At 61.2% G+C, this 18,327-nt stretch carries 16 protein-coding genes; 5 read left to right on the forward strand and 11 right to left on the reverse strand.

Features of this window, described 5'->3' with window-relative positions:
* Positions 1–24: 24 nt before the first annotated feature.
* Together CTR2_RS02900 and CTR2_RS02905 are read right to left on the reverse strand one after the other, a co-directional pair.
* On the reverse strand, positions 25–1,164 hold the full coding sequence (locus tag CTR2_RS02900; protein WP_087085151.1) for an anhydro-N-acetylmuramic acid kinase: 1,140 nt from the start codon (positions 1,162–1,164) through the stop codon (positions 25–27).
* A 142-nt stretch (positions 1,165–1,306) separates the two neighbouring features.
* Positions 1,307–2,665, reverse strand: a complete 1,359-nt coding sequence (locus CTR2_RS02905; RefSeq protein WP_087085150.1) for a M23 family metallopeptidase — start codon at positions 2,663–2,665, stop codon at positions 1,307–1,309.
* 191 nt (positions 2,666–2,856) lie between these two features.
* Here CTR2_RS02905 and tyrS point away from each other — a divergent pair, with 191 nt between their 5' ends.
* Positions 2,857–4,089, forward strand: coding sequence for a tyrosine--tRNA ligase (gene tyrS / locus CTR2_RS02910; protein ID WP_087085149.1), 1,233 nt, complete (start codon positions 2,857–2,859; stop codon positions 4,087–4,089).
* Positions 4,090–4,243: 154 nt separating this feature from the next.
* Here tyrS and CTR2_RS02915 read toward each other — a convergent pair whose 3' ends face one another.
* Entirely contained in the window at positions 4,244–5,224 is a 981-nt protein-coding gene (locus CTR2_RS02915; protein ID WP_087085267.1) for a LysR substrate-binding domain-containing protein, read from the reverse strand.
* A 104-nt stretch (positions 5,225–5,328) separates the two neighbouring features.
* Between CTR2_RS02915 and glmU the strand changes: the two genes are divergently transcribed.
* Positions 5,329–6,768: a bifunctional UDP-N-acetylglucosamine diphosphorylase/glucosamine-1-phosphate N-acetyltransferase GlmU gene (gene glmU / locus CTR2_RS02920; RefSeq protein WP_087085148.1), complete on the forward strand. Its 1,440-nt coding sequence runs from the start codon at positions 5,329–5,331 to the stop codon at positions 6,766–6,768.
* Positions 6,768–7,565 carry a sensor histidine kinase gene (locus tag CTR2_RS02925; protein ID WP_087085147.1) on the forward strand — a complete coding sequence of 266 codons (798 nt, stop codon included), beginning with the start codon at positions 6,768–6,770 and terminating at the stop codon, positions 7,563–7,565. The genes glmU and CTR2_RS02925 overlap by 1 nt, the downstream gene beginning before the upstream one ends.
* Before the next feature lie 4 nt (positions 7,566–7,569).
* Here CTR2_RS02925 and CTR2_RS02930 read toward each other — a convergent pair whose 3' ends face one another.
* Positions 7,570–8,703, reverse strand: a complete 1,134-nt coding sequence (locus CTR2_RS02930; protein WP_087085146.1) for a sensor domain-containing diguanylate cyclase — start codon at positions 8,701–8,703, stop codon at positions 7,570–7,572.
* Positions 8,704–8,830: 127 nt separating this feature from the next.
* Complete coding sequence (locus tag CTR2_RS02935; protein ID WP_087085145.1) at positions 8,831–9,331, reverse strand: Lrp/AsnC family transcriptional regulator; 501 nt, start codon at positions 9,329–9,331, stop codon at positions 8,831–8,833.
* Positions 9,332–9,467: 136 nt separating this feature from the next.
* Here CTR2_RS02935 and glmS point away from each other — a divergent pair, with 136 nt between their 5' ends.
* Entirely contained in the window at positions 9,468–11,384 is a 1,917-nt protein-coding gene (gene glmS, locus CTR2_RS02940; protein ID WP_087085144.1) for a glutamine--fructose-6-phosphate transaminase (isomerizing), read from the forward strand.
* A gap of 273 nt (positions 11,385–11,657) precedes the next feature.
* On the opposite strand, the gene CTR2_RS02945 is transcribed toward glmS, so the two are convergent.
* Both CTR2_RS02945 and CTR2_RS02950 read right to left on the reverse strand, forming a co-directional pair.
* Positions 11,658–12,212 (reverse strand): cupin domain-containing protein, encoded by a 555-nt coding sequence (locus tag CTR2_RS02945; protein ID WP_087085143.1) that lies wholly within the window; start codon positions 12,210–12,212, stop codon positions 11,658–11,660.
* 21 nt (positions 12,213–12,233) lie between these two features.
* Positions 12,234–13,196 (reverse strand): tripartite tricarboxylate transporter substrate binding protein, encoded by a 963-nt coding sequence (locus tag CTR2_RS02950; protein WP_087085142.1) that lies wholly within the window; start codon positions 13,194–13,196, stop codon positions 12,234–12,236.
* 41 nt (positions 13,197–13,237) lie between these two features.
* Between CTR2_RS02950 and CTR2_RS02955 the strand changes: the two genes are divergently transcribed.
* Positions 13,238–14,035, forward strand: a complete 798-nt coding sequence (locus CTR2_RS02955; RefSeq protein WP_254913458.1) for a TetR/AcrR family transcriptional regulator — start codon at positions 13,238–13,240, stop codon at positions 14,033–14,035.
* Between the two features lie 505 nt (positions 14,036–14,540).
* On the opposite strand, the gene CTR2_RS02960 is transcribed toward CTR2_RS02955, so the two are convergent.
* From CTR2_RS02960 to CTR2_RS02975, 4 genes are all read right to left on the reverse strand, one after another.
* A complete protein-coding gene (locus CTR2_RS02960) occupies positions 14,541–15,836 on the reverse strand; it encodes a TRAP transporter large permease (RefSeq protein WP_087085141.1) in 1,296 nt (431 codons plus the stop codon).
* Positions 15,829–16,335 carry a TRAP transporter small permease gene (locus tag CTR2_RS02965; RefSeq protein WP_034357232.1) on the reverse strand — a complete coding sequence of 169 codons (507 nt, stop codon included), beginning with the start codon at positions 16,333–16,335 and terminating at the stop codon, positions 15,829–15,831. Before CTR2_RS02965 ends, CTR2_RS02960 begins: the two co-directional genes overlap by 8 nt.
* 79 nt (positions 16,336–16,414) lie before the next feature.
* The gene (locus tag CTR2_RS02970; RefSeq protein WP_087085140.1) at positions 16,415–17,398 is read right to left on the reverse strand and encodes a TRAP transporter substrate-binding protein; all 984 of its coding nucleotides are present in this window, start codon (positions 17,396–17,398) and stop codon (positions 16,415–16,417) included.
* Between the two features lie 171 nt (positions 17,399–17,569).
* On the reverse strand, positions 17,570–18,247 hold the full coding sequence (locus CTR2_RS02975) for a GntR family transcriptional regulator (protein WP_012836944.1): 678 nt from the start codon (positions 18,245–18,247) through the stop codon (positions 17,570–17,572).
* Between the last annotated feature and the right edge of the window lie 80 nt (positions 18,248–18,327).

An 18,327-nucleotide genomic window follows, 5' to 3' on the forward strand; every position in this document is an offset into this window, starting at 1 on the left:
GCAAGCGGGCCGGCGGCCAGAGCTTCAAGCGGGGTGGATGGCGCCCAGAATGCGCGGGCCGCTGGCGCCCGTCACGCTGGCCAGATTGCCGGGCAGGCCCAGCAGGCATTGGCGTGCCAGCCAGGCAAAGGCGGCTGCTTCCACTTCGAGCGGGGGCAGGCCGCGCTCTGCCGTGGAGGCTACCTTCACGCCCGGCAGCAGGGCGGCCAGGCGTTGCATCAGATAGGTGTTCAGTGCGCCGCCGCCGCAGACAAGCAGTTCGGTGCCGCCCCTGCCGAAACGCTGCACGGCATGGGCGCAGCTGGCGGCCGTGAATTCGGCCAGGGTCGCCTGTACATCGACTGCGGCGGCCTGCGCCGCATGCTGCTGCAGATGCCGCTCCAGCCACTCGGCATGAAACAGATCGCGCCCCGTGCTCTTGGGCGGCTGCTGGGCCAGATAGGGATCGCCCAGCATGGCGGCCAGCAGCTCGGGCAGGGCCTTGCCGCTGGCCGCCCACCGGCCGCCCTCGTCATAGCTCTTGCCGGTATGTTGCAGGCACCAGCCGTCCATCAGCGCATTGCCGGTGCCGGTATCGAAGCCGAGCACCGAGCCGTCGGCACCCAGCACGCTGAGATTGGCAATGCCGCCGATATTGAGCACCAGTGCGGTTTCAGCGGGCCTGCCGAACACGCTTTGGTGAAAGGCAGGCACCAGCGGTGCACCCTGACCGCCCGCCGCCACATCGCGGCTGCGCAGGTCCGCGACGACGGTGATGCCGGTCAGCTCCGCCAGCAGGGCGGGGTTGTTGAGCTGCAGCGTATAGCCCGTGCCATCGAACATCTGCGGACGGTGGCGCACGGTCTGGCCATGGGCGCCTATGGCCGCGATCTGTCCGGCCCGTACGCCGGCTGCAGTCAGCAGTTGCTGCACCACCTGCGCATAGTGGCGTACCAGTGCATTGGCGGCCAGGGCGGCGCGATGCAGTTCATCCTGGCCGCCGGCGGCATTGAGGGCCAGCAGCTCTGCACGCAATGCCGCGTCGAAGCCGCAGCTGGCATGTTGCAGCACTCGCGTTCCCTGGCTGAAGTCCACGAGAACCCCGTCGACGCCGTCCAGCGAGGTGCCGGACATCAGGCCGATATAGAGGGGGCTTTGGGCGGCTTGTTCAATGGCATTGGGCATGGCAGATCGGAAGGTAGGCGTACGGTTTTACTATCTTAGCTGTAGCGTTTGCGGCTTTCCTGGCGGTCGCTGCAAACGATCCTGATGCGGAAATGAAAAAGGGCTGCAATTTGCAGCCCTCAGGTTGTGTCGCAGCGGTGGATCAGCGCGTGCTGGCCAAGGCGAACGACTGCGTGCCGGCGTTGAGCTCGATGCGCATCTGTGCGGCTTGCTGCTCGAAGGCCGAGCGGGCGGCCTTGGAGATGGGCTGGGCCGTATCGGTGATCTGGGCAATGGTCAGCGGGTCGCGCTGCTCGCCCTTGTCGCGGAACTCGAAGTGCAGATGAGGGCCGGTGGCCCAGCCCGTGGAGCCCACGGCACCGATGATGTCGCCCTGGTCCACGCGTTGACCGCGTTTGACGTCGATGCGGCTCAGGTGGGCGTACACGGTGGTGTGCTGGTTGGCGTGATCGACAAAGATCACATTGCCGTAACCGTTCTGCACGCCGGCAAAGGACACGACGCCGTCGCCCACGGTGCGCACCTTGGTGCCCGTAGGGGCTGCAAAGTCGGTGCCCAGATGCGCGCGCCAGGTTTTCTGGATGGGGTGGACGCGCATGGAGAAGCCGCTGCTGATGCGCGAGAACTCCACGGGGTAGTTCAGATAGGCCTGGCGCAGGCTCTTGCCGTCCAGCGTGTAGTAGGCGCCCTTCTTGCCTGCTTCCTGGAACCACATGGCCTGATGCGACTTGCCATTGTTGTAGAACTCGGTGCTCAGCACGCGGCCGGCACGCAGAGGCTCGCCATCGGCTTCCAGCGATTCATAGACCACGGCAAAGCGGTCGCCCTTGCGCAGGCCGCGGCGGAAGTCCAGCTCGCCCTGGAAAATGTCTGCCATCTGCATGGAGACGCTGTCGGGAATGTCGGATGCATCCGTGGCGGCGAAGAAGGAGGAGCGAATCACGCCACCTGCCAGACGCGGGCTGGCCGTGAGTTTGCCGGTCTCAATCTTGGATTGCAGCTTGCCATCCACGCGTTCCACGGTCAGGCGCTGAAAGCTGCCGTCTTCGCTGGGAGCCCAGCGCACGGTCAGCTGGCTCAGCTGCTGGTCGGGCGTGGTCTCTGCTGACACCAGGCGGCCGGCGCGGCCCAGCACGTTCTGGCGCACGGCTTCGTTGCTGCGCATGAAGGCTGCGGCCTGCGGGTCGGCAATGCCAAGGCGCTGCAGCAGCGACTCGGTGGTGTCGTTGCTGCGGGTGTATTCGGAACGGTAGAGGGAGAAGGACTGCAGATCCGTCAGATCGGCCAGATCCTGGCCGGCGGCCAGGGAGGTGACGGGTTCGGTCAGTGTACGTACGGGGAGGTCGGCGGGGTCGGGACCCAGGCTGGCCACTGCGAAGGCGCCACTGCCACCGGTCAGCAAAACCGTCGCCAGCGCCGCCGTGGCGCGCTTGGGGTGTTTTTGCAGAGCCGATGTCAGCCGCGCAAGCAGAGCACCGCCGGCATTTTTCAAGCCAGTCATCAAAACATCAAATCCTTGGGAAAGCGTGTCGGTGGAGTTGGTATTTGTTACGACTGACACGTCTCCAGCAGCTCTACCGTGCCATAAGTCCATCCAAAGAGGTCTTTATGAGGGAGCAGTCTAGAATTGACCGTAACACCAAACCTCCAAGTATATCGGCCGCGTCCTACCTCGCCTGCCGAAAAACCCTTATGAATCAATCTGCTGTTACAAGTTTCCCCGTGACCGACAGAGTGAACCAGGCGCTGGAAGTCACTCTGCGTGGAGTCGATGAGCTGCTGCCCAAGGACGAGTGGGTCCAGAAGCTGGCCAGGTCCGAAGCCACCGGCGTGCCCCTGCGAATCAAGCTGGGTCTGGACCCGACAGCTCCCGACATTCACCTGGGCCATACCGTGGTGCTCAACAAGATGCGCCAGCTGCAGGATCTGGGCCATCAGGTGATCTTCCTGATAGGCGACTTCACCACGCTGATCGGCGACCCTTCGGGCCGCAACTCCACGCGCCCGCCGCTGACGGCCGAGCAGATCAAGGTCAATGCCGAGACTTATTACACCCAGGCCGCCAAGGTGCTGGACCCGGCCAGGACCGAGGTGCGCTACAACAGCGAGTGGTGCGACCAGCTGGGCGCGCGCGGCATGATCCAGCTGTCGGCCAAGTACACGGTGGCGCGCATGATGGAGCGCAACGATTTCCATACGCGTTTCACCGACGGCAGCTCCATCAGCCTGCACGAGTTTCTCTACCCGCTGCTGCAGGGCTATGACTCGGTGGCGCTCAAGTCCGACCTGGAGCTGGGCGGCACCGATCAGAAGTTCAATCTGATGATGGGCAGGCATCTGCAGGCCGAGTACGGTCAGGAGCAGCAGTGTGTGCTCACCATGCCGCTGCTGGTGGGTCTGGATGGCGTGCACAAGATGTCCAAGTCCAAGAACAACTACATCGGCATCACCGAGGACGCCAACACCATGTTCGCCAAGGTGCTGTCGATCTCGGACGAGCTGATGTGGGACTGGTACACCCTGCTGTCCTTCAAGAGCCTGGCCGAGATCGCCGCGCTCAAGGCCGAGATCGAGGCCGGCGGCAATCCCAAGCATGCCAAGGTGGCTCTGGCCAAGGAGATCACCGCGCGCTTCCACAGCGCCGAAGCCGCCGATGCGGCCGAGCAGGATTTCATCAACCGTTCCAAGGGCGGCATTCCCGATGACATCCCTGAAATCAGCCTGTCCGGCGCTCCGCTGGGCATTGGTGCGCTGGTCAAGCAGGCCAATCTGGCTGCATCAACCGGCGAAGCCAACCGCCTGATCGATGGCGGTGGCGTGCGCATCGACGGCAGCGTCATCAGCGACCGCGCACTGAAGCTGGATGCCGGCACCTTTGTGCTGCAGGTGGGCAAGCGCAAGTTTGCGCGTGTCACGCTGAGCTGAGCGCCGCGCAATACGGCAAGGCCCAGTCCTTGCCGACATGGTTTGGTGAATGCATCAGCCATCAAAATGAGAGCTTCTTACGCTTGATACATCTACGTTTCAAATCACTTTGTATTTGAAACCGATGTAGGTCATGCGTAAGCAGCTCTCTTTCTTATTGAGTCTGCTGGTTCGCGCCCTGCATGGCGTCGCGCGTCTGGCGGGCTTGTTCCATCAGCCATTGGCAGAAGGCCTGCACTTCGGGCCGCTCACTGCTTCGCGGGCCTTGCAGCAGCCAGTACGACAGAGGCGACGCCAGGCGATGCTCGGGCAATACCTCGATCAGGCTGCCGGCCGCCAGCGCATCGGCCACCAGCGGCAGGCGCGCGATGGCCAGACCCTGGCCCGCCAGCGCGGCTTGCACGATCTGGTGGGCGTAGTTGAAGTACAGCCAGCGCGGCGGCTGCAGCTGGTCGCAGCCGTTGGCGGCAAACCAGCGCTGCCAGCTCAGCCACTCCAGCTGGGGCATGCGGTGCACGTCGCCGGTTTCAATCAAGGTGTATTGGGCCGCATCGGCGGGGCTGTGCACGGCGGGGCCGCTATTGAGCAGGGCTGGGCTTGCGACCAGCACCAGTTCTTCGCCAAACAGGGCCTTTGCCGCGGCATCGGAGACGCCGGCGCTGTAGCGTATGGCCAGGTCCACATCGGTGGTTTCCAGATCCACCACGGCGTCGCCGGTGTCTATGCGAATGTCGATATCGGGATAGGCGCGCTGGAAAGCCTCCAGGCGCGGAATCAGCCACATGGCGGCAAAGCTGGCCCAGGTGGTGATGGCCACGCTCTTGCGGCCCACGGTCTGGCGGATCTGGCGCACGGTGGCGTCGATCGATTCCAATGCAGGCTGCACGGCATGCAGCAGCTGGGCGCCGGCACCCGTCAGCTCCACGGCGCGCGAATGGCGCAGGAACAGCGGGATGCCCACCTCGTCTTCCAGCGACTGGATCTGGCGGCTGACGGCAGACTGGGTCAGTGCCAGCTCGTCCGCCGCAGCACGAAAGTTCAGGTGTCGGGCTACGGCCAGAAAGGCGCGCAGATGGCCGGCGCCGACGGCGCGGGTGCGAAGCAGCGGAGTGGGGCTGGTGGTTGCATGAGGCATGGCAGGGCAAGCATAAGGTGTTTGCGGCGACTGTTGCCTGCGCTTGCAGTTGCCGACCACGGCTATGGGTCGATAATCAGGCGGTTTTCATCCCACAAATCAATATGACTGCACCTCTGGACATCGTCGTCATGGCCGCCGGCAAAGGCACCCGTATGAAAAGCCGCCATCCCAAGGTGCTGCAAAAGCTGGCCGGTCGTGCCCTGTTGCAGCATGTGCTGGATACTGCTGCGCAGCTCAAGGCGCGCTCGGCTGTAGTGGTGACTGGCCATGGTGCTGCGGAAGTGGAAGCTGCCATCGCCGCTGCCAATGGCGCGGATGGCGCCAATGGTGCAATGGACCTGAAGTTTGTGCGTCAGGAGCCACAGCTGGGAACCGGCCATGCCGTGCAGCAGGCCGTGCCTGCGCTCAAGGACGATGGCCTGGTCGTGGTGCTGTCGGGCGATGTGCCGCTGACCCAGGCCGATACGCTGCAAGGTCTGCTCGATGCCGCCGGCAGCGACAAGATGGCGCTGCTCACTGTGAGCATGGCTGACCCCTCGGGCTACGGCCGCATCGTGCGCAACGATGCCGGCACGGTGCAGCGCATCGTCGAGCAAAAGGACGCCAGCGAAGCCGAGCGCGCCATCACCGAGATCTACAGCGGCATCATGGCCGTGCCAGCCAGGCATCTGACGGCCTGGCTTGCAAAGCTCGACAACAACAATGCCCAGGGCGAGTACTACCTGACCGATATCGTCGCCATGGCTGTGGCCGACGGCGTGCCTGTGGTGGGTCACCGCATTGCCGATGCCCTGCAGGTGGCGGGCGTCAACAGCCCGCTGCAACTGGCAGAACTGGAGCGCGCCCACCAGTTGCGCCAGGCGCGCCAGCTGATGGAGCAGGGCGTGCGCATGGCCGATCCTGCGCGCTTCGACCTGCGTGACGATGCCCGTGGCACCAAGGCCAGCCTGAGCTGCGGCCAGGATGTGGAAATCGACGTGAACTGCATCTTTGCCGGCAAGGTGACGATTGGAGCCGGCGCCAGGATCGGGGCCAACTGCCATCTCAGCAATGTGAGCATTGCCGACGATGCCGTGATCCACCCCTTCACGCACATCGATGGCGAGAAGGCCGGCGTGGAAGTGGGGCAGGGCGCGCTGGTCGGCCCGTTTGCCCGCCTGCGCCCCGGCGCCAGGCTGGGCCGCGAAGTGCATATCGGCAACTTCGTGGAAGTGAAGAACTCGACCCTGGCCGACGGCGCCAAGGCCAATCACCTGGCCTATCTGGGTGATGCCACGGTGGGCGAGCGCGTGAACTATGGTGCAGGCAGCATCACGGCCAACTATGACGGTGTGAACAAGCATCGCACCGTGATCGAGGCCGATGTGCATATCGGCAGCAACTGCGTGCTGGTGGCTCCCGTGACCATTGCCGCCGGCGGCACGGTGGGCGGTGGCTCCACCGTGACCAAGAACACCGAGGTCGGTGCCTTGACGGTAGGACGCGGCAGGCAGGTCAGCATCCGCAACTGGAAGCGCCCCGAAAAGCTGCCCAAAGCCTGATGGAACCCATGCAGCAAGTTGTTGAAAGCAAGGTGCCTCGGACTCTGGACGAGGCGCTGGCGCTGCTGGTCAGGCGCGAGGCCGAACTGGCCGCCTTGCGCGCGGCCCAGCAGGAATGGGTGCATGCGGTCTCGCATGATCTGCGGGCCCCGCTGCGCCATCTGCTGGCTTTCAACCCGCTGATTGCCGAATTGCTGCAGTCTCCCAGCCCTGGTGTCGAGGACCTGGAAGAGGCGCGCAGCTTTTTGCAGACCATGGACCAGTCTGCCCAGCGCATGGCGGCCATGTTCGAAGGCTTGCTGCAGCTGGCGCGGGCCCAGCGCCATGTGCTGCAGCCGCAGCCCGTGGACTTGCTGGCCTTACTGGGCAGTCTGCGCCAGCGTCTGCAGGCGGGCGCACAAGGCCGGCGCATAGAGTGGTGTCTGCCTGTTGCGGCTCCAAAGCTGCAGGCCGATCCGCATCTGCTGGAACAGGCTTTGGACGCAGCTCTCGCCAATGCCGTCAAGTTCACGCGAACCGTGCCGCTGGCGCGCATTCAGGTCGATGTGCAGCGCGACGGGCAAGGCGGCTGCTTCATCACAGTGGCCGACAACGGCGCCGGCTTCGAGCAGGCGCGGTCAGGCAAGCTGTTTGGCGTCTTTCAGCGCATGCATCGCGAGGCCGAGTTCGAGGGCCTTGGTATTGGCCTGGCGCTGGTACGAGATGTCTGCCGCCGCCATGGCGGCGAGGCGGAAATTCAAGCCCAGCTCAATGCGGGATGCCAGTTGCAGATGCATTGGCCCACCTGCCTGCCCTGAGTGGTCAGACCACGTTGCGGTCCAGGCTCTCCTGCTCGGCGCTCGCCGGGCTGATTCGCGTGGATTCCGGTCGCATGGGCATGGTCGAGGGACTGTGCTGCCGCTCGGGTTGCTGCGTGGCATCCATCACCTGGTCGCGCCCGCCGCTCTTGGCGCTGTAAAGCGCACTGTCGGCCGCTTTTATCCACTCGGTCACCGAGCCAAAACCTTCATCGGCTGCCGCAACGCCGATACTCGCACTGATGTGCAGCTGTGGATATTCACGAATGCGTATCTGAGCAATCTTTTCGCAAATACGCATGGCGACCGAATATGCCTCCTTGGCCGTGGTGTGCTTGCAAAGCACGGTGAATTCATCGCCGCCGTAGCGCCCTGCAATATCGTTGCTGCGCAGGCTGTTTCTAATCGCCAGCCCGATCATTTTCAAAACTTCGTCGCCCACAATATGGCCGTACAGATCATTCACGCTTTTGAAACGGTCAATGTCAATCACCAGCAGGCAGGTCTGCTCCTTGACGGTGCGGTGCTGGTGCAGCGCGGCACGGGCTTTTTTCCACCAGTAATCGCGGCTGTATACCGTGGTCAGCGGGTCAATGCGCCCCAGTAACTTGAGCTGCAGGTTCTGCCTGGCCAGAGTCTTGAGCATTCGGCTGTTGGACCAGCTTGCATAGGCGCTGTGCAAAATGATCAGCGGCAGCAGGCTGAGCTGCACCGCCAGTGGTGCGTCCCACTGCGGGGTGGGTGTTATGGCGATGCTCATGAACAGCATGCCGCACAGCAGCGCGATCAAGGAGGGCAGCCAGCGGCGCTTCAAACCGGTATAGAAGCGGTCGGCCACGCCGATGGCCAGTATGCAGATGCTGGGCAGCAGGCTCCAGTGCATCAGAGAAATCCAGCAGCCGACGATCAGCGCATCTATCAGAGAATTGAAATACTCCGCATGGAACTGATCCTGTTGCCGGCTTGAATGCAAAAAAGCAATATGCGGCCATACCAGCGCACTGACCGTCGTGAATGCCCACCAGGCGAGATTGGTCGGGAGATATGACAGGCTCGCAGCCACCACCGCTCCGCCCAGTGCCATATAAGAGGCGCGCAGAGGGTAGGTCCGGCGGTGAATATCTCGATGCAAGGGCATCTGGTGGAATTGGCTTAAGTCAAGGTTGCGAGAATAATCTAATTAATACAATTTGTATCAAATATTGAGGGGCTTGCGCGGCATCCGCGCCACACATGGCGGTTCAAGAATAAGGGCGTGCAAGTCCCTAATGATTGGCGATGGGCAAGGGCAGTTCGGTACTGAATTTGGCGCGCTTGATGCTGAAGAAGGCTTTGACATTGCGCACATTGGCATCCTGCGTGAACAGCTTCTGGCTCAATGCCAGGTAGGCAGGCATATCGATGGTGGCAATGATGAGGATGAAGTCGGGACCCGGCGAAACGCGCCAGCATTGCTGCACGCCGGGTTCGGCCACGGCTTTGTGCTCGAATTGCAGCAGTGAGCTGCTGTCTTGCCGGTCCAGCGAGACTTCCACAATGGCCTGCAGGCCATGACCGGTGAGGCGGGCGATGTGTTCGCTGCTCAGGATGGCGACTTGTTTCTCGATCAGGCCCAGCTCCTGCAGGCGTTTGACGCGACGCAGGCAGGTAGGGGCAGACAGATCGAGATGCCGGGCCAGGGCCTGGTTGCTCAGGCTGGCATCCAGCTGCAATTGCTGTAACAGCTGGAGGTCGATATGGTCCAGATTGATGGAATTTTCATTCATTTATATGTATTTTATTGAATAAAAAAACAAACTGCCGTATTCGTGAAATTTCCAATCATTTTTAATTTTTTATTGATTGAAAATTTTTCATTGCAACCGCTAGCATGCTCGCTCAAACAACCTAAGGTGTACCTCTATGTGTGGCATTGTTGCTGCGGTGTCTCATCGCAATATCGTTCCGGTTCTGGTCCAGGGTCTGCAGCGGCTGGAGTATCGTGGTTATGACTCCTGTGGTGTGGCTGTACAGGCAGCGGATGCCAGCGGCTTGAGCCTGGGCTTGCAGCGTGCGCGCTCCACAGCCCGCGTGGCCGAGTTGATGGAGCAGGTCAAGACAGAGCATGTGGAAGGTTTCACCGGCATTGCCCATACCCGCTGGGCCACGCACGGCGAGCCTGCCGTACGCAATGCCCATCCCCACTTCAGCCATGGTCCCGGCATCTCGCCCGTCGCCGATGCCGATGCGCCGGCACGCGTGGCCCTGGTGCACAACGGCATCATCGAGAACTACGAAGCCCTGCGTGCCGAGTTGCAGGCCAAGGGCTATGTATTTGCCAGCCAGACCGACACCGAGGTCATTGCTCACCTGGTGGACAGCCTCTACAACGGTGATCTTTTCGAGGCCGTGCAAGCCGCAACGGCTCGCCTGCATGGCGCCTACGCGATTGGCGTGATGCACCGGGATGAACCTCGTCGTGTGGTGGGCGCTCGTGCCGGCTCACCGCTGATTCTGGGTGTGGGCAAAGACGGCGCGGAACATTTCCTGGCCAGCGATGCAATGGCGCTGGCGGGTGTGACCGACCAGATCGTCTACTTGGAAGAGGGCGATCTGATCGACCTGCAGCCAGGACGCTACTGGGTCATCAGCAAGAGCGGCGAGCGCCTGACCGAGCAGCAGCGCCCGGTCAGAACCGTGATGGCGCACAGCGGCGCAGCCGAACTGGGCCCTTATCGCCACTACATGCAAAAGGAAATCTTCGAGCAGCCGCGCGCTTTGGGCGATACGCTGGAAGGCCTGAAGAACATTGCCCCCGAGCTGTTTGACGGGGTCACTTCGGAAGGCAAGACCGGCGCGGCGGCCTGGCGCGTGTTCAAGGAGATCGACCGGGTCCTGATCCTGGCCTGCGGCACCAGCTATTACAGCGGCTGCACGGCCAAGTACTGGATAGAGGCGATTGCCGGCATCCCCTGCAATGTGGAAGTGGCCAGCGAGTACCGCTACCGCACCAGCGTGCCCGATCCCAAGACGCTGATCGTGACCATCAGCCAGTCGGGCGAGACGGCCGATACATTGGCGGCCCTGCGCCATGCCCAGAGCCTGGGCATGAAGCACAGCCTGACCATCTGCAATGTGGCCACCAGCGCCATGGTGCGCGAGTGCGAGCTGGCCTATATCACGCGCGCCGGCGTGGAAATCGGCGTGGCATCGACCAAGGCCTTCACCACGCAGCTGGCCGGCCTGTTCCTGCTGACGCTGGCGCTGGCACAGTCTAAGGGACGCTTGGCGGAAGAGAAGGAGCAGCAGTATCTGACGGCCATGCGCCATCTTCCCGTGGCCCTGCAATCCGTGCTGGCACTGGAGCCGCAGATCATCAGCTGGGCCGAGGACTTTGCGAAGAAGGAAAACGCACTGTTCCTGGGTCGCGGCATTCACTACCCCATCGCTCTGGAAGGCGCACTCAAGCTCAAGGAAATCAGCTACATCCACGCCGAGGCCTATCCCGCCGGCGAGCTCAAGCATGGCCCGCTGGCGCTGGTGGACAGCCAGATGCCTGTGGTCACCGTGGCGCCCAACGACGAACTGCTGGAAAAGCTCAAGAGCAATATGCAGGAAGTGCGTGCCCGCGGCGGCGTCCTTTATGTGCTGGCCGATGCCAAGACCAATATCGAAAGCAGCGAAGGCATGCATGTGATTCGCATGCCCGAGAACTATGGTGCCCTGAGCCCCATCCTGCATGTGGTGCCGCTGCAGTTGCTGGCTTATCACACGGCGGTGGCTCGCGGCACTGATGTGGACAAGCCGCGCAACCTGGCCAAGTCGGTCACGGTGGAGTAAGCAGAAGACCTCTGCCACGAAACTTTCCTGGCTAAAGTCGCAGCTTCAGGTGACTCGGGAAAGTTTTTCTCGATGAAATTCAGGTGAAACTGATCTCGGCAGCATTCTCAATGCGATGAAAAAGCGCTCGTTGGAGCGCTTTTTCTATTGGGTGTTGGATGCGCTCGGCAGATGAAGCTTCGGCCTGCCATCGGGCCGGTTCAGGAACGTCTGGTGTTCGCCAACCAGCCTCAAGCATCGACATCCGCATGTTCGTGTGCGACTGGCAGCCTCTCAATTTGCGCCGGTGCCTGCAACCAGCACAAAGGCAATGCGAGCAGGCTTGCCAGAGCGGTTGGCCCAGGCATGATTTGTTCCACGCTGAATCAGAACATCGCCCGCCCGTAGCACGGTCTCTTCCTTATCCATGATGGCAATCAGCTCTCCTTCCAGCATGAGCGCATAGTCCACGGAGTCCGTGCGATGCATGCCAGGGTGCTCGCCGGGCTGAACGTTTCGATGCGCATCGCCATACATGCGTGAAAACGTCGCATTCAAAGCATCTTGAAGCTCCTGGGGATCGGCGGGTTCGGCAGGAATATCCAGAATGCGCAGCACGGTACCAAGCGGCGGGGGCGCAACGCCCTGGTGCAGATGAATGGTGTCGGGTGAGCCAATGTTTGCAGGGGCCGCATCAGTTCGCCATAGATTGGTGATGCGATATCCGGGACGTTCCGGCACGAAGCGGATTGCAGGCGATGGGCCGTCTTCGGCCAGATAGGAGCGTCCTTGCGCATCATTGGCAGTGACTACGCGGCGAATGGGCGCCAGAGTGGTGGATTTGCTCATGAGTGGGCTGTGATTGATGGGTTAGTTGGTGCTGGCAGTGCGCTTGGCTGTCTCGCCCTGCTTGCGAAACTCGGTGGCAATCCGCTTTTCCCATTGCTGACGGCTTTGGTAGTGCACGACCTGATCACCGCTTTGGGCAATGCGCTTGACCGATTCGGACTTGGTTGCCTTTGCGCAGGCATCGTCCAGCTTTGCCAGTGCGGCCTCGGGGACCCCACGGGGAACAAAGAGGCCTGCGAAGGAGTCTTCCTGCACCTTCATGCCCAGTTCCTTGAAGGTGGGGATATCGGGAAATGCGGGATGACGATGTTCCGAAGTAACGGCCAACAGCCGCAATTTGCCGGCACGAACCTGAGGTGCTGCAGAGGCTGCAATGCTGCTGACAAAGTCCAGGCGCCCCGCTAGCAATTCCTGGATGGAACCCGCATCACCCTTGTATGGGATGTGATTGAGTTGTAGCTTCTGGTCTCGCTCGAGCTGATCTATGGCCAGAAAGGGGGCCGAGTTGGGGCCGGGAGAGCCGTAGTTCAGTGATTTCTGTCTGGCGGCGGCAATCAACTCCGCGATCGTTTTGTAGGGGCTGTCGGCACGTACGCTCACCCCCAGAATGTTCTCGGTCACCCCACACAGCGGTTGCACGATATCGGGGCTTAGCTTGAGCCCCTTGACGTAGTGGGGCTGGATGGTGATGGGCGTCATGGGGGTGAAAGCCATGGTCAAGCCGTCGGCGGGAGATTGGGCCAGCACATTCATTCCAATCACGCCGGAGCCACCCTCGCGCGAGATCACGACGATGCTTTGACCCAGCTGCTTGTGCATCTCCTCCGCCAGAGTCCTGGCCATCACATCGGTCGAGCTTCCTGCCGCCCAGGGATTGATGATGGTCAGTGGCCTATGGGGAAAATTCTCCTGCGCCTGGAGCGAACCGACTCCCAGGCAAGTGAGCCCCATAACGAGGGAGGGTATATGGCGCCAGATGTTCATTGTTTGTCTCCTTGTATTTCTAAATTCAGTCAGTCGACTGAATGAATATTGATGCAAAAATGGATACTACGCAAGAGGACGATCACGTGACCTCACTATCATTCGCAGTCATGAGAAAAACTGCCTCCGATGTTCCAGTCGTAATGGGGAAAAGGGCTGCCCTGCGCCAAGCCGAACAGGCGGAAGTCACTTCTTCGGGAGTTGACGTGCCACGTGCCCAAGCAAGGCAGCGCATGTTGTACGCGGCTGAAAAATTGTTTGCGCAGCATGGCTACGCGGGGACATCGCTAAGAGCTGTGATGGCTGAAGCAGACGTGGATACGGGGGCGATTCACTATCACTTCAAGAACAAGCTGGGTTTGCTCAAGGCTCTTTTCGAAGAGCGCGTGCAACTGGTCAACGCACAGAGAGAAGCCTTGCTGGCGCAACTTGAACAGCGTCATGCGAACGAGCCTCCGAGCATTGAAGAAGTGCTTCGGGCGTTCATTGCTCCAGCATTGCACGCTGCATACGGCTCGGAAGAGTCCTCGTTCAACCGGGTCGCTGCCCTGTGTTCGGTGGATCCCCTGAAGGAAGTCCGAGAGGTCGTATTCAAGGCGTATGACAAAATCGCTCTGAGGTTTGCCTTGTTGCTGCGTCGCGTGACACCTCATCTGAGTGAGACGGAGTTTCAGTGGCGCCTGGAGTGCATGTATGGTGCGATGATGTATATCCGCTCAGACAATGGGCGTGTCAGCCATATGCTCAATGACAAGCATCGGAGTGACCCGGTGGAAAAGGTGATTGAGCAGTTGATCGCTTTCACGGCGGCAGGGTTCGCGGGATCGCAGATGGCCTGAGATGGCGCATCGACAAGGTTGAGCGAGAGTTCGAAGCCTTGAAGGCATGCAATGGGGCGGATGGGAAAAGGAATGGAAGCCACATGAATCCTGGGTCTGTGCTTGCGGCACCCATTCGCCGAAACGAAAAAGCGCTCCATGGGAGCGCTTTTTCGTTTTTGGCATGGCAGGGGGATGGCTGGCTTCAGCGCTGGCTAGACTCCTGCGGCCTTGAAGACCCGACGCAGTACCTGCATGGGTAGAAATTTGACGCGGCGGCGTTTGAGTTCATGTCGGTAGAGGCGCTCCCTCTCAATGAAGTTGATTTTTTCTTTCATTGCGATGTGTCTGGATGGCTAACCCAGCCAATCTAACAGCGTAGTGCGCATTTTTCGTAACACCCTGTCAGAGGGGTTCGACATTCACATCCCGGCGCTGAAGCCGGCATGCCCTGGCATGCATGCAGCCATCCTGGCTTGCCCATGAAAAACGCCCCTTGCGGGGCGTTCATGCAGAGCGATTTTGCTTACATATTATTGGGCAGCACGGTCACGATCTGCGGGAAGAACCACAGTATGACCAGTGCCAGCACCATCAGCAGGAAGTACGGTGCGCAGACGCGGGCCAGATAGGTGATCTGCTTGCCCGTCATGCCCTGCAGCACGAACAGGTTGAAGCCCACCGGTGGGGTGATCTGAGCGGTCTCCACCGTGATCACGAGGAAGATGCCGAACCAAAGGGGGTCGATGCCTGCGGCCTGGATGATGGGCAGAACCACGCCGGAGGTCAGCACAATGGTGGAGATGCCGTCCAGAAAGCAGCCGATGAGAATGTAGAACAGGCCCAGCACCGCAATCAGCATGGCGGGCGACAGGTTCAGGCTGCCCACGTATTCGGCCAGCTGGCGTGGCAGACCGATATAGCCCATGGACAAGGTCATGAAGGCTGCACCGGCGAGGATCAGCGCAATCATGCAGTAAAGCCGGGTGGCTCCGAACAGCGATTCCTTGAAGTTCTTCCAGCTCAATGCACCTTGCAGGGCCGACAGAATCAGCGCTCCCATCACGCCAATGCCGGCAGCTTCGGTCGCCGTGGCAATGCCGCTGTAGATGCTGGCAATCACGCCCGAGATCAGCAGCACGACGGGGATCAGGTGGCGCGACTCGTAGACTTTCTGCTTGAAGCCCATGGTGCTTTCGGCCTTGGGCACCTTGTCCGGGTTCATCAAGGCCCAGACCACGATCCAGCCGCTGAACATCAGTGCCAGCATGATGCCTGGCAGCACGCCTGCCATGAAGAGCTTGGAGATCGACAGCTCGGCCGATACGCCGTAGACGATCAGGATGATGGAGGGCGGGATCAGCAGGCCCAGCGTGGCGGGGCCGCCCAGTGAGCCGATCACCATGTTCTCGGGATAGCCGCGTTTGCGCAGCTCGGGCACATTCATCTTGCCCACGGTGGCGCAGGTGGCGGCCGAGGAGCCGGACACCGCCGCAAAAATCGTGCAGCCGATGACATTGGTGTGCAGCAGGCGGCCCGGCAGCGCATTGACCCAGGGCGCCAGACCTCGAAACATGCTCTCGGACAGATTGGTGCGGTAGAGAATCTCGCCCATCCAGACAAACAGGGGCAAGGCCGTCAAGGTCCAGCTGCTGGCAGAGCCCCAGATGGTCATGGCCATGGCGTCGCCCGCTGCGCGCGCGGTAAAGAACTCCATGCCGAACCAGGCAACGCCTGCCAGCGTCAGTCCGACCCAGACACCGCCGCCAAGCAGGACCAGCAGCACCACGATCAGTGCAATGCTTGCGGTGATTTCATTCATGAGGGGTTCCCTCCTTTTCTACCGCCTTGCGTTTGCCCAGCAGCTCCAGCACCAGTTCGTCGCAGAACGCGATGAAGAAAACAATCGTGCCCAGAGCCATGAAGATCTGGGGAATCCACAGCGGTGTGGCGTCTATGCCCACGGAGATGTCTTCGATCTCCCAGGACTGCCAGACCAGGCGCGTGGAATAGAAAGCCAGAAAGGCCGAAAGAATGGTGGCGATGCCCAGGGCGGTCAGTTCCAGCGCCTTGTAGGCCTTGCCCTTGAGCGCACCCAGCAGCAGGGTGACGCGGATATGTTCACCTTTCTTCAAGGTGCTGGCCAGGGCCATGAAGCCGGCGCCCGCCATGGCGTAGCCTGCGTAGGCATCGGTGCCCGGGGCGCTGAAGCCAAAGAGTCGGCTGGTGATGGTCAGCAGCACCATCGCCAGCACGCCGATCATGGCGATGCCGGCAAGCCAGGCACTGCCGTCATAGAGGCCGTTGAGTAACTTGCGCATGCTTGTCTTCCTGAGAGGATGAGGTCATCGACCGCCCGCCCCGGATGCCGGGGTCGGGCGAATCGATGCAATCTGCGCCTTACTTGCCAGCCTTGTAGCCGTCGAGAATGGTCTGGCCGTCAGCGCCGGCCTTGTCCGTCCATTCCTTGATCACGGTCGCGCCGATCTTGCCCAGGTCTGCCTTGAGCTGGGCCGAGGGCTGCTCGACCTGCATGCCGCCTTGCTTGAGTGCGGCAATCGAGCGCGCATCCACTTCTCTGGACTCTTTCCAGCCGCGCTGCTCGGCGGCGGCAGCGGCCTTCAGCACGGCTCCCTGGGTGTTCTTGTCCAGTGCGCCAAAGGCCTTCTTGCTCACGGTCACGGCATTCTTGGGAATCCAGGCCTGCACGTTGTAGTAGTACTTCAGGCTTTCAAACAGCTTGTTGTCGGCACCGGTTGCGCTGGAGGTGATCAGGCCATCCACCACGCCGGTCGCCAGAGCCTGGGACAGCTCGGCCTCCTGCACGGTCACGGGCTGGGCGCCAATCAGTTCGCCAATGCGGGCGGTAGTGGGTGAGTACACGCGCCACTTCATGCCCTTGAGATCGGCCGCGGAGTTGACCGGCTTTTTGGTATAGATCCCCTGGGGAGGCCAGGCCACGGAGTACAGCAGCACCTGTCCCTGCTTGTCCAGCAGCTTTTGCAGCGCGGGTTTCTGAGCCTGATAGAGCTTGTAGGCCTCGTCATAGTTGCTCACCAGGAACGGCAGCCCGTCGGCGCCGAAGATCTGCGACTCGTTCTGGAAGCTCACCAGAAAGAACTCGCCCATCTGTGCATTGCCGGTCTGCACTGCACGCTTGATTTCGGGCATCTTGAACAGCGATGCACCAAAGTGCGGCGTGATCTTGAGCTTGCCGCCCGTGGCCGCATCCACATCCTTCACGAACAGTTCGTTGTTCTTGGAGTGAAAGTTTCCAGGCCCGTATGCGGTGGCGAAATCCCACTTGGTTTGTGCCATGGCATGACCGGCAATGCCGATGCCGGCGAGCAAGGTTGCTGTGGCGCAGAAAATGCGACGCTTCATGAAAACTCCTCGGATAAGAGATGCGGACGAATGAACTCAGGCAAGAGTTGTGCCAAAAGTAGCATTTGTCTCAACAAGCATCTATGAGGGATTTCAACGAGTTTCAATGAAACGTAGGGTGTTTTATTGCTTTACCTCTATTGAAAATGGCATTTTGTTGAACAAGATCGCTCAAGGGGCCTTGATCCCCGCCTCTGCCAGACGCCGGGCATAGGCGGCCAGAATGATGCGTTCGGAATGCACCAGGTAGGCACTGAGCTCCTGTGCCGCCTCCGCGGGCCTGCCGGCTTCGAAGATCTGCAGAATCTTCAGGTTCATGCTCACATAAGGTGCATGCAGAAAATGCGGGTCGCGCAGCAGGCCGAAGGCCAGACGCAGCTCCGCCAGCAGATGGGAGAACATCTCGTTGAGGCGTTCGCTGTCGGCCAGGGCCACGATGGCTTTGTGAAACGCCATATTGGCGGTGCCCACCTCGGACCAGTCCTCGGCCTCGCTGTGGCGCTGGCCGCTTTCCACGGCCTCGCGCATCCGCGTCAGTGCCGGGTGCATGGGGTAAGCCTGTGCAAGGGCCTGGCACTCGATCATGCGCCGCACGCGATAGATGTCGATGATGGAGGCCATGCTGGGCACGGCCACCGATACGCCCTTGTTGGGCTCGTGTACCAGCAGACCTTCCTTGGTCAGCATGCGGAACACCTCGCGCAAGGTGTTGCGCGAAATATCCAGCGCTTCGCTGAGCGCCGCTTCGGACAACCGCTGGCCCGGGCTCAGCACGCCCTTGACCAGCTGGCTGCGTATTTCTTCGGCGATGCGTTCGGTCAGGTTCTGGACCTCTGCTGCGACTTTCATGGCGTTCCCTTTTGGCTGTCGCCAGAGTGTAGCCATCGTTCTGTTGGCTCAGAGAAGTCCAAAAGAGTGGTGCAACCTAG

Source organism: Comamonas thiooxydans, assembly GCF_002157685.2.
Lineage (GTDB): Bacteria > Pseudomonadota > Gammaproteobacteria > Burkholderiales > Burkholderiaceae_C > Comamonas > Comamonas testosteroni_H.